This is a genomic window from Anaerofustis stercorihominis DSM 17244, from assembly GCF_000154825.1.
Taxonomy (GTDB): Bacteria; Bacillota; Clostridia; order Eubacteriales; family Anaerofustaceae; genus Anaerofustis; species Anaerofustis stercorihominis.
Genome location: NZ_DS560015.1, coordinates 658221 through 670558, shown reverse-complemented (window position 1 = coordinate 670558; position 12338 = coordinate 658221). Strand labels below are relative to the sequence as shown.

General features: G+C 38.9%; 9 protein-coding genes. 7 read left to right on the top strand and 2 right to left on the bottom strand.

Annotated elements, in window-relative coordinates; translation table 11 throughout:
• Positions 1-223: 223 nt before the first annotated feature.
• Both ANASTE_RS03135 and ANASTE_RS11895 read right to left on the bottom strand, forming a co-directional pair.
• The gene (locus tag ANASTE_RS03135) at positions 224-2872 is read right to left on the bottom strand and encodes a valine--tRNA ligase (RefSeq protein ID WP_007049481.1); all 2649 of its coding nucleotides are present in this window, start codon (positions 2870-2872) and stop codon (positions 224-226) included.
• A gap of 19 nt (positions 2873-2891) precedes the next feature.
• Entirely contained in the window at positions 2892-3065 is a 174-nt protein-coding gene (locus ANASTE_RS11895) for a hypothetical protein (RefSeq protein WP_007049480.1), read from the bottom strand.
• Positions 3066-4450: 1385 nt separating this feature from the next.
• On the opposite strand from ANASTE_RS11895, the gene mraZ reads away from it, so the two are divergent.
• The 7 genes from mraZ (at position 4451) to murD (ending at position 12338) form a co-directional block, all read left to right on the top strand.
• Complete coding sequence (mraZ, locus tag ANASTE_RS03130) at positions 4451-4888, top strand: division/cell wall cluster transcriptional repressor MraZ (RefSeq protein WP_007049476.1); 438 nt, start codon at positions 4451-4453, stop codon at positions 4886-4888.
• A complete protein-coding gene (rsmH, locus tag ANASTE_RS03125; protein WP_007049475.1) occupies positions 4888-5814 on the top strand; it encodes a 16S rRNA (cytosine(1402)-N(4))-methyltransferase RsmH in 927 nt (308 codons plus the stop codon). Before mraZ ends, rsmH begins: the two co-directional genes overlap by 1 nt.
• Before the next feature lie 44 nt (positions 5815-5858).
• Entirely contained in the window at positions 5859-6278 is a 420-nt protein-coding gene (locus ANASTE_RS03120) for a hypothetical protein (RefSeq protein WP_007049474.1), read from the top strand.
• 15 nt (positions 6279-6293) lie between these two features.
• The gene (locus ANASTE_RS03115; RefSeq protein ID WP_007049473.1) at positions 6294-8495 is read left to right on the top strand and encodes a penicillin-binding transpeptidase domain-containing protein; all 2202 of its coding nucleotides are present in this window, start codon (positions 6294-6296) and stop codon (positions 8493-8495) included.
• 75 nt (positions 8496-8570) lie between these two features.
• A complete protein-coding gene (locus ANASTE_RS03110; RefSeq protein ID WP_007049472.1) occupies positions 8571-9944 on the top strand; it encodes a UDP-N-acetylmuramoyl-tripeptide--D-alanyl-D-alanine ligase in 1374 nt (457 codons plus the stop codon).
• Complete coding sequence (gene mraY / locus ANASTE_RS03105; RefSeq protein WP_007049471.1) at positions 9944-10948, top strand: phospho-N-acetylmuramoyl-pentapeptide-transferase; 1005 nt, start codon at positions 9944-9946, stop codon at positions 10946-10948. Before ANASTE_RS03110 ends, mraY begins: the two co-directional genes overlap by 1 nt.
• A 13-nt stretch (positions 10949-10961) precedes the next feature.
• Entirely contained in the window at positions 10962-12338 is a 1377-nt protein-coding gene (murD, locus tag ANASTE_RS03100) for a UDP-N-acetylmuramoyl-L-alanine--D-glutamate ligase (RefSeq protein ID WP_007049470.1), read from the top strand.

Sequence of the window (12338 nt, the reverse complement as noted above, 5' to 3'; positions counted from 1 at the left end):
ATTTACTGATTAAAACCATTAAAATATTTCTTGTAACAATATAAATATTTTCTTGGGTTCTAAGGGTTTTACTACTATATAATAAATTTAAATGATTAGGAATAAGAGAGTGCATTTATATTCAAACTAAATTACAATATATATTGTTAAAATTTTAAGACTTATTATAATGATGCATGTTTTTTAAAAAATAAAAAATCCTCGGATTATTCCGAGGATTTGATTATTTAAGTTTTATAAGACTCTCTTTGACTTCCTCCATCAAAGACTGATACTTCTTAAGTTTTTCTCTTTCTCCTTCAACTACCTTTTCGGGAGCCTTGTCGGTGAAATTCTTGTTCGAAAGTTTCTTTTCAAGTCTGGAAATTTCTCCGTTAAGTTTCTTTTCTTCGTTTTTAAGTCTTTCGATTTCTTTTTCCCTGTCGATAAGTTCTCCCATAGGGATAAAGATCTTACCGCCCTCTACTACTACACAAAGAGATTCTTCCTTATCATATTCACCGTCAATGAAGTTTATATCCTTAAAGCTAGCAAGTTTAATAAGGATGTCCTTGCTTGAAGAAAATACTTCTTTCATTTCTTTCGAGCTGGGGAATATATATCCGTCGGCTTTCTTTGAAGGAGGTATATCCATATTTGCTCTGGCGTTCCTTACAGTCCTTAAAGCCTCTACGATTATGGTTATATCCTCTTCTTCCTTAGGGAAGTCGTATTCTTCTTTGTATTCAGGATATTCAGCAGCGATAAGCATATCCTCTCTGCCCGGCATGAAAGAATAAATATGCTCTGTAATGAAAGGCATATAAGGGTGAAGCATTTTAAGGATATTCATGAACACTAAGTTAAGAGTATACTGAGTGTTGAACCTGTCCTCTTTATTATCACTGTTCAGGCTCGGTTTGGCAAATTCGATATAAAGGTCGCAGAACTCGTTCCATATGAATGTATAAAGTTTTTCCGCTGCGATACCGAATTCGTATTTTTCTATATTTGCAGTGACCTCTTTGACCATTTGATTAGTTCTCGAGATAATCCATTTATCAGTATTATGAAGCTTAGGCAAATCCGCTTTTTTATTCTCGTCAAAATCTTCGAGGTTCATAAGTATAAATCTTGCGGCATTGTTTATTTTGTTTGCAAAGTTCCTGTTTGCTTCTACTTTGCTTTCCTGCCACCTTGTATCGTTGCCGGCTTTATTCCCCGTAACGAGAGAGAAACGAAGTACGTCTGCTCCGTACTTGTCTATTACTTCAAGAGGGTCTATACCATTTCCGAGAGATTTACTCATCTTTCTTCCCTGAGAGTCTCGAACCAAACCATGTATATATACATGGTGGAAAGGAGGTTCTCCCATTTGTTCTATACCTGAAAAAACCATTCTCGCAACCCAGAAGAAAATTATATCAAATCCGGTAACGAGGACATCGTTAGGATAGAATTTTTTGAGGTCTTCGGTTTCCTTCGGCCAGCCTAAAGTAGAAAAAGGCCAAAGTGCGGAAGAGAACCATGTATCAAGAGCGTCTTCGTCCTGTTTGAAAGACGTACATCCGCATTTCTCGCACTTAGCGGGCATTTCCTTTGAAACTACCATTTCACCGCACTCTTCGCAGTAATAAGCAGGTATCCTGTGTCCCCACCAAAGCTGTCTTGATATACACCAGTCCTTTATATTTTCCATCCAGTTGAAGTAAATCTTCTTAAATCTGTCAGGAACGAAATTTACTTCCTTTTCATTTACAGCGTCTATTGCGGGTTTTGCAAGAGGCTCCATTTTTACGAACCACTGAAGTGATGTAAGAGGTTCTACCGTTGCATGACATCTGTAGCATGTACCTACATTATGCATATGGTCTTCTATTTTTTCCAGTAACCCAAGTTCTTCAAGGTCTTTAACTATTTCTTTTCTTGCCTGTTTTGTCGTAAGCCCTTGGTATTTTCCGCCAAGCTCGTTTATGGTACCGTCATCATTGAAAACTCTTATCTGTTCAAGGTCGTGTCTAAGCCCCACTTCAAAGTCATTAGGGTCGTGGCAAGGAGTTATCTTAACACACCCCGTACCGAACTGTTTATCCACGTATTCATCGAATACTATAGGTATTTCTTTGTTCACGAGAGGAAGTATCAAACTCTTGCCTTTAAGGTGGAAATATCTTTCGTCATCGGGATTTATAGCGACTGCAGTATCTCCAAGCATAGTTTCGGGTCTTGTTGTCGCAATCACGACAAATTCATCGCTGTCTTTTATAGGATATTTTATATGCCATAAATGTCCGGCTTGTTCTTCATATTCAACTTCCGCATCGCTTAAAGCGGTCTTACAGCTGGGACACCAGTTTATTATCCTGTTACCACGGTAAATAAGACCTTTTTTATAGAGCCTGATAAAAGTTTCCTTAACCGCTTCGCTAACGCCCTCATCCATTGTAAAGCGTTCTCTCGACCAGTCGCATGAAGAACCCAGCTTCCTTACCTGATTTGCTATTTCTTTTCTGTAAGTCTTCGCCCAGTTCCACGCTTCTTTTAGAAACTTCTCTCTTCCGAGATCCTGTTTTGTTTTTCCCGTTTCTTCTTTTATCTTATCGACTACTTTTACTTCCGTAGCGATACTCGCATGGTCTTCTCCCGGAACCCATAGTGCGGCGTAGCCTTTCATCCTCTTATAACGGATAAGTATATCCTGAAGAGTATCATCGAAGGCATGTCCGATATGAAGCTTTCCGGTGATGTTAGGAGGAGGCATTATAATGGTAAAAGGCTTTCCGTCCTTATTTATTTCGGGTTTGAAATATCCGCCCTTTTCCCATTTTTCGTATATCTTACCTTCTATCTTACCGGGATCGTACTGTTTATCAAGTATGTTCTCGCTCATCATTTACCCCCTTATTTTTATTTTAACCTATTTGTATAAGTGTAGCCATTATAACCATGATACCCATAGGAATGGCAAAAATACTCACGATTTTCTTATATCTTTCATCGGGATCGTTTTGATCGAATTTCGGAAGGAAATATGCACCTGCCGCAACCATTAAAATCCCTATTAATCTTACTATCCAAATCTTCATTTTATATACCCTTTCATGTGTAAAATTATAACAAATATGATAACAAAATTCGGATTTTTTGTCAATGAAAGTATTAAGGGGCTCTGCCCCTAAAACCTTTTATAAGGAACGGAGTCCCATATAAAGTAAAAGTATAGGAAATTATTTTTAATAAATAAAAAAGACAGGCATTACGCCTGTCCTTTTTTTATAAAGTTCAGTGGCAGTAATTTAAGTAAACTTTGCGACTTAGGTTTGGTAGGATTTCCCGAAAATATACAAAAACGTCGCCGTAATTGCGGTTTCCCTTTCAATATTTCCCTGCCTCATTACTGCGGGCAGAACCAAATCCCCACTTAGTTCACACTGTAATCCCCAAATTACCATCGTTAGAAACAGCCTAGGAGCTTTCCTCAGCGATTTTACTATGATCTAGTTTCTTTTGCAACATAGGTTTCATAAGCAATACTTTTTTATCTTAGAGCTCACTCGATAAAAAGTTGGTTCCGTATTTCCCCCTATATCACTCAAAACAGGCTACACTACTTCAACAGCAGTGGCGGATTTACCACCGCACTGCCACATCCATAGGTTTCTCCCATAGAGAATAAATCTCTATGAGCCTCCGCGGAAGTAGGGTCTACGCCTGCATGCCGTTGCAGATCGCCCCAGCTTCCTTACTTCCTGAAAGAACCCCTTACTGGGCGTAAGAAGCCCAAACAAGAAACTTCATCGATATGCCCTTTGACGGATTTTTAGCCCCGCCTTCAACCATAGCGAAACCGACTAGGATACTGCGCCACTGTTCATATTATATCATACCCCAATATTTCTTACAATAATACTTTTTCTTTTTCCAAGAAACAAACATTTAGGGGCTCTGCCCCTTACACCCCGGCACTTTTTGACTGACTGAAAACTCTTTTGGAGTTTTAGGTCAGTCACAGAATGGACAAAACGACCCCGCTGGGCGCGGTTCCTTAGCCTTCGTGGGAGGGATATTAAACTTACCTAAGTCATTCATCCGCATATTACCTAAAAGATTTATTACATTTAATATAATATAAAACTTTTTATACAAGAGGGGTGGGATAGTGACTGTTCCCAGAAAATCGGGTAGATTTTCTGAGGAAATCCAGTCACTATAAGCCTCCGCGGCTAGAGCGGAGATTTTTTGGTACTTTTTAATCTTTTAAAAAGTGCCGGGGTGTAAGGGGCAGAGCCCCTAAATGTTTGTTTCTTGGAAAAAGAAAATGTTATCAACAGGTTATCCACGGAAATTTAGAAAGTGTGTTCTAAAAAGATTAAAATTACCAAAAAACATTAAAAAAAATCCATTTTTAGTTGCGTAAGGTGGTATATAGTGGTAAAATAAACACATAAATTGGTACAGAGTGGTAAGAATTATGCTATCAGGAGAATATAATCATTCAGTCGACACAAAAGGAAGAATAAATGTACCCGCCAAATTCAGATGTGAGCTTGGTGATTCTTTTATTATGTGCAAAGGTCTTGATAAGTGTATCTCGGTTTACCCGAAATCAGCTTGGGACGAGCTTGCCGCGAAGATTAAAAGTCTTCCTACCACTGACAGGAATGCCAGACGTTTTTCAAGGTTTATCCTCGGCAGTGCCCTTGAATGTACTCCCGATAAACAGGGGAGAACAAAGGTTTCCGCTTCTTTGATGGAATATGCGGGGATAGAAAAGGATATAGTTGTCGTAGGTGTTGAAACCAAGGTTGAAATTTGGGACAGCAAGGAATGGGCTAAATACAATGACGTATCCGATGACTGCATGGAAGATGTGGCACAGGAAATGTTTGAAGCGGGGATAACTCTATAATGAAACACATCAGCGTTTTATATCAGGAAACAATAGATATGTTAAATATAAAAGAAGATGGGATATACGTTGACGGTACCATGGGCGGTGCGGGGCACAGTTTGGGAATATGTAAAAAATTATCCGAAGAAGGTATATTTATCGGTATCGATCAAGATGATTTTGTATTTGACAGAGCTAAAGTAAGGCTTGAAAGTACGGATTGTAAAAAAGAATTTGTGAAGGGTAATTTTCATGATATCAAAGAGATATTAATGGATCTCGGTATAGATAAAATAGACGGGATGATGGCAGACCTGGGGGTCTCTTCGTTTCAAATAGACGATGAAACAAGAGGCTTTTCTTTTAAAAAGGACGGACCTCTCGATATGAGGATGGATAAATCCAAAAGCTTTTCTGCAAAGGAACTTGTAAATACTTATTCTTACGAAGATTTAAGAAGGGTAATAAGCGAGTACGGGGAAGAGCAGTTTGCGGGAAACATAGCCAAACACATATTAAAAAACAGGGAAGAAAAACCGATTGAGACTACATATGAACTTGTAGAGATAATCAAAAATGCAATTCCAAAGAAGTTTCATCAAATGAAACATCCCGCAAAGAAAACATTTCAGGCTATAAGGATAGAAGTAAATGACGAAATCGACGCTTTGAAGCAGTCGGTGGAAGATATGATAGATGTCCTTGATAAAGGGGGAAGGCTTGCGGTAATAACTTTCCATTCTCTCGAAGACAGGATAGTAAAAAAAGTATTTTCGGAGTACGCAAAAGGGTGTACATGCCCAAAGGAATTTCCCGTATGTGTATGCGGGAATACACCTAAGGTAAAGGTGCTTACGAGAAAGCCCCTTTTACCGACAGAGGAAGAAATAGAAGCAAATCCTCGTTCAAGAAGTGCAAAGCTTAGAGTTATAGAAAAACTTTAAGTAATAATAAGATAAATTTTAAAATATAATTTAAGGAGCAGCAAATGACAAGAGAAAAACAAAGTGCTAGATATGAACAGAAAAAAAATGAAAAAGTATTTACTTTCGATACGGTTTTGTTTCTATGTCTTATTGCCGCGATTTTATTATCTGTTATTACTTGGCAAAGTTATAGGATAAACAGGACGGATATTGAGATATCCAAGCTTGAAAATCAATTAAAAGATGCTAAAATGTTAAATGATAGTTTAGAGGGTAAACTACTTGCCAAGAGGGACTTGAACAAAGTCCAAAAGGTAGCGACAGAAAAATATGGTATGATTAAGCCGGGGAACAGTTACTTTGTTGCCGTCAATGTACAAAACGAAGACGAAGCTCTCAGTGACAGTAAAAGTGCCAGTGCACAAAATACAAAAGGCGACAGCGCACTCTCTAAGTTATTTAGTGGTTTCGCCGGCAATTAGTAAAGGTGGTCACTTTTGAAAACTTTTTTAGATCTCAGACAAAAGAAAAGAATATTATTTATATTTGCTTTTGTATGTATATTATTTATAGCACTTGTTTTAAAACTGGTGTACATACAAGGCTTTAAAGCAGTTGAATACGGAAATAAACAATCAGCCATGTTGATGCAGCGTCTTCCCATAACGGCGTCCAGGGGAGATATCTATGACAGAAACATGGCTTTACTTGCGAAAGACGCGACTTGTTCGAGTATATATGTTTCTCCCGCAAGCGTGGATAAAGACAAGAAAAAGGAAGTAAGCGAATATCTTGCAAAAATGCTTAGTCTCAAATATGAAGATGTATATAAAAAGGTAAGCAATGCTTCTTCAAATAACGAACTGATAAAAAGGAAAGTGGATAACTCTATAGGTCTTAAAATAAAGAATAAGGGCTATAACGGAGTATCCGTTACCGAAGATAAAAAAAGATATTATTCAAACGGTAAATTCGCTTCTCATCTATTGGGTTTCACAGGTGTGGATCATCAGGGGCTTTACGGTTTGGAAGCTAGCTATAACGATGTGCTTGCGGGAAAAGACGGAGTAGTCCTCTATCAAACCGACGGAAGCGGAAGAAAGATAGCTTCGGGCAGTGAAGTAAGACAGGAAGCGACAAACGGAAGCAACCTTGTCCTTTCCATAGACAGCGTTATTCAGATGTACGCAGAAAATGCCTTAGAGACGGGTATTAAGAAAACAGGTTCCAAGAGAGTTACGGCTATTGCTGTAGACCCTTCTACGGGCGAGATACTCGCAATGGCGGCAAATCCAAGTTATAACCTAAACGACCCATGGAAACTGGATAATTCCTTTAAAAAGAAATTTTCTTCGGAGTTCTATACCACGACAAAAAGCGGTAAGAAAAAGAAGATGACTGACAGTCAAAAGCTTGCTTTGATGTGGGATAATCCAAATATAAGTTTAAACTACGAGCCTGGCTCCACATTCAAGCCCGTAACGGTTTCTTCGGCACTTGAAGAAGGCTCCATAGATAAATCTTCAAGATTTTACTGTAAGGGATATAAAGTCGTTGCGGGAACGAAAATCAGATGCAGTGTTTATCCAAACGGACACGGCAGTCAGTCTCTCGGAGAGACTCTTGCCAACTCCTGTAACCCCGCTATGATGGAAATCGGTATGCGTATGGGTCCCGACACATTCTACGATTATATATATAACTTCGGTTTCGGTTCAAAGACGGGTATCGCTTTGGGCGGAGAAGAAGGCGGGATAGTCCCTCCTAATCAGGATGTAAATGTAGTCGACTTTGTAACGAAGGCTTTCGGGCAGGGGATATCCACAACACCTATCCAGATGACTATGGCTCTTTCTTCGGTTGTCAACGGAGGTTATTTATTAAAACCTCAGCTTGTAAAATACGTTACGGAAGGAGAAGACAATGCCGTTACCACGACTTATGAAAAAGAAGTGGTAAGACAGATAATATCAAAAGATACTTCTTCGACCATGCGTAAGTATTTAAGAGGCGTTATAACAAAGTCCGAAGTACTTAAAAAGTATGATACGAAATCTTTAAAAATGGGCGGTAAGACAGGTACTGCTCAAAAGATAGTCGACGGAAAATATTCACATTCCAAATATGTATGTTCATTCTTTGGTTTTGCACCTTACAATGACCCTAAAATCGCGGTCATAGTCCTTTGTGACGAGCCCACCAACGGACGTTACGGAAGTACGACTGCGGCACCTATCGCAGCGGAAATACTCAAGAACTCAGTGAATTACTTAAAGACAAAGAGTGAAGATAATTCAAAGGATATCAAGACACTCAGCACAAAAGTCGTAGTTCCCGATGTAAGAGGGGAAAGCCTTACCGACGCAAAGAGTCTGCTTGATACATTAAAGATAAAATATAAGGTAAATTATAAAAATAAGAAAGTCAGTGATAATAATGCGGTGGTCGTAAGTCAGACCAACGTTCAGGAAACATACTCGAAGACGATAACTCTGACTGTAGACGATTCTTCTTTGGAAAATGTGACCATGCCTGATTTAACGGGTATGAGTGTACAAAGTGCAAACGAAGCATTGACCAAGATAGGTCTTACCATGGAAATAAAAGGCGGAGGTATCGCTCAGGCGCAAAGTGTAAAGGCAGGCGCAAGTGTTAAAAAGGGAACTAAGGTAACCGTTACATTTAAATATGTCAAGTAATTGCTCATAAAATGTTTTTATTAAACGCAAAAAGTGATATAATAAGACAGATATTAAAAATATATGAGGTAATGTATGAATAGTATAGGTATAGATACACTATCGAAGATGATAAACGGGAAAATCATTCGTTGGGGAAAAGAAAATGAAGTCAGCGGAGTGGTGATAGACAGCAGACTTGCAAAAAAAAGAAGCGTGTTTTTTGCTCTCGACGGGACTGAAATGAACGGACATGATTTTGCTTTGAGCGCTTATAAAAACGGTGCTTGTGCGGTAGTCGTAAAAAGAGAAATAGAAGGGGCGGATTGTTTTCAAATCAAGGTTGAAGATACTTTAAAAGCCCTTTACGATATGGCAAAAAGCTATAAGGATAGATTTGATATACCCTTTGTAGCACTTACCGGAAGTGCGGGAAAGACCACCACAAAGGATATGACGGCAAGTGTGCTTAGTAAAAAATATAAAACGATGAAGACCATAGGGAATTTCAATTCCACCACGGGAGTGCCTCTGACTCTTTTCAATCTTGAACAGGGGGATGAAATAGCCGTAGTGGAAATGGGGATGAACCATAAAGGCGAAATTGAAAAAATAAGCGAACTGGTAGAGCCCGACCTTGCAATGATAACTAATGTCGGGGTCACTCATATCGAAAATTTGGGAAGCAAAGAAAATATCTTTAAAGCAAAGACGGAAATAACAAAAGGACTTAAAAAAGGCGGAACTCTTCTTGTTAACGGAGACGACGAATTTTTTAAGGATTATACAAACGACGAATTCAACGTCGTCAAAGTCGGTATCAACCACGGGGATTTTAGAGCTGCCGATATCTTATATAGCTCAAAGGGAGCGAAGTTTATGGTGGATTACAATGGTAAAAACTATACTTTCTGCACTAAAATCCCCGCTAAATACAGCGTTTACAACGCACTGTTTGCAATATACACGGGATTTCACTTTGGACTCAACTACGAACAAATAAAAGAAGGATTGGACGATTTTATGCCTACAGGTAACAGAATGAAGATAGAAGAAGTAAACGGGATAACATTGATAGATGATACTTATAATTCAAACCCGGAAGCTTTAAAGGAAGCTTTAGGTTTACTAAACAGGATCGGCGGTAATAATAGAAAAGTAGCCGTTCTCGGTGATATGCTCGAACTCGGCGAAAAAAGCGAAGAAGAGCACGAAGCATGCGGTAAAGCCGCTGCGGAAAACGGAGTCGAGCTGCTGCTTGCATGCGGAGACTATGCTATGCACTACATCAAAGGTGCGGGAGAAAACGGTATGGATCCGGGCAAAGCATTATACTTTTTCGAGAAAAATTATTTGGTCGAAGAAGTATTCGATTTTCTAAAAGAAGGTGATTTTGTGTTGGTAAAGGCTTCGAGAGGAATGAAGTTTGAAGACGTTGTCGATGCAATCAAAAAAGGAGGAGTATTTTAATGGTATATTCGATTCTTGCTACCCTTATTTCATTTGCGGTAGTAATTTTACTTACACCAAAATTCATACCTTTCCTGCAAAGACTTAAAATGGGTCAGACGATCAGGGAACTGGGACCCAAGAGCCACTATAAGAAAGCCGGTACGCCTACCATGGGCGGGCTTGTAATGATGCTCGGCATACTTGTCACATGCATCATTTTCTTTTCCAAAGCGGATGGAGATCTTGTCTTCGCTCTTTTCGTGACTCTTATATTCGGACTTATAGGTTTCCTTGACGATTATATAAAAATGGTTCAAAAAAACAGACTTAACTCGGAAGGGGGCGTTCTCGTTCCTTATCTTGGTATGCTTCCGATACAAAAGCTTTTGCTTCAGTTCTCGGCTGCGGGTGCCGTTGCGGTTTATGCGGCTTTTCACCCTTCCATAGGAACAAGTATAGTAGTTCCTTTTACGGATCTTAACTGGGACCTAGGATGGCTTTATATCCCTTTTGTTATAATAGCGATAGTAGCGGTGGTAAATGCGGCTAACCTTACGGACGGACTAGACGGGCTTGCCTGCGGAGTAACTATGATAATAGTATTTTTCTTCCTTGTATTTTCCCTTGCAAACGGATTTACATCCATGAATATATTCTCTGCAAGCGTGATAGGTGTATGTCTCGGGTTCTTATGCTATAACGCACATCCCGCTTCAATATTCATGGGGGACACTGGGTCTATGGCTCTCGGCGGAGCCGTGGTAATAATCTCCATATTTACAAGGTCCGAACTGTTCATATTGATAGCAGGGGGAGTATACTTCGTAGAAGCACTTTCCGTACTTTTGCAGGTTGGATACTTCAAAAAGACCGGAGGGAAAAGACTGTTTAAAATGGCTCCGATACATCATCACTTTGAACTTCTCGGACACCATGAAACCAAGATAGTGACTTGTTTTTGGATAACTACGGCAGTGCTTGTGATGATTTCACTTTTATCACTTCCTATAATGTTTAACTGATAAGGAGTAAGAAATGGATTTAAAAGACGGCATATATATGGTTGTGGGCGGCGGCAGGAGCGGCGTTTCAACAGCTAAATTTTTAAGCGGTAAAAATAAAAAAGTATACCTTACGGACACAAAGGAATATGAAGATATAGTTCCTTTGGGATTTGGGATAGATACAATAAAAGATGATAAAAACATAACATTCATACTCGGCAGACAGCCTAAGGAAGAAGAAATAAAAGAATGTGAAATGATGATAGTTTCACCTTCGGTTCCTCCTAAGGCTTTTCCTATAGTTACGGCTAAAAAGAATGACATACCCTTATATTCGGAATTTGAATTTGCGAATTCTTTCTGCAAAGGATACGAAATAGCTATAACGGGGACCAACGGAAAAACCACGACCACGACTTTGGTCGGAGAGATTTTCAAAAACGCCGGATATGATACTTATGTAAACGGGAATATCGGAAATTCATTCATAAACGACGCAGAAAAGGGTGATGATAACAGCGTATATGCTTTGGAAGTAAGCTCTTATCAGCTTGAGCTCAACGATAAATTTAAACCCGATATCGCTATTATGACGAACATCACTCCCGACCACCTTGAAAGACACTCTACATTTGAAGAGTATGTAAGGGTAAAAGGGAATGTATTCGTAAATCAGGATGAAAATGATTATCTCATAGTAAATAAAGAAGATAAGATACTTACGGGGCTAAGCGAAAATGCAAAAAGCAAAGTGCTTACATTCACTGTTAAAGAAGATAAAAACGCCAATGCTTATTTAAAAGATGAAAATATAATCATTGATTTTAAAGGGGAAGTATATCCTTTGATCGATATAAACGAGCTGAAGCTTTACGGACTTCACAATGTGATGAACGTTATGGCGGCTTCTTTGGCGGCGGTAGTAAAAGGTGTTGAAAAAGAAACCCTTATTAACACTCTTAAAAATTTTAAGAGTGTTGAACACAGAATCGAGTATGTTGATACCGTTGACGGCATAGAATATATAAATGACTCAAAAGGTACGAACGTAGACGCTACCGTGACCGCTATGAAAGCGATGAAGAAGAAGACTGTACTTATGCTGGGCGGATATGATAAAATGACACCTTTCGACGAATTAGTCAAAAGTATTAATGATAATATTAAATGTATTGTTTTGTACGGAGCAGTACAAAATAAGATAAAAGATACTTTGGATAAATATGATTATAAAAATTATCATATGGTACAAGGCGGATTTGACGAAGTTTGCATAAAAGCTACATCGCTTGCGGATAAAGGAGAGTGTGTACTCCTTTCTCCCGCGACTTCAAGCTTTGACATGTTTGACGACTACGAACAAAGGGGAAGAGCGTTTAAGTCATACGTAAAAAATTTGAAAGGATAA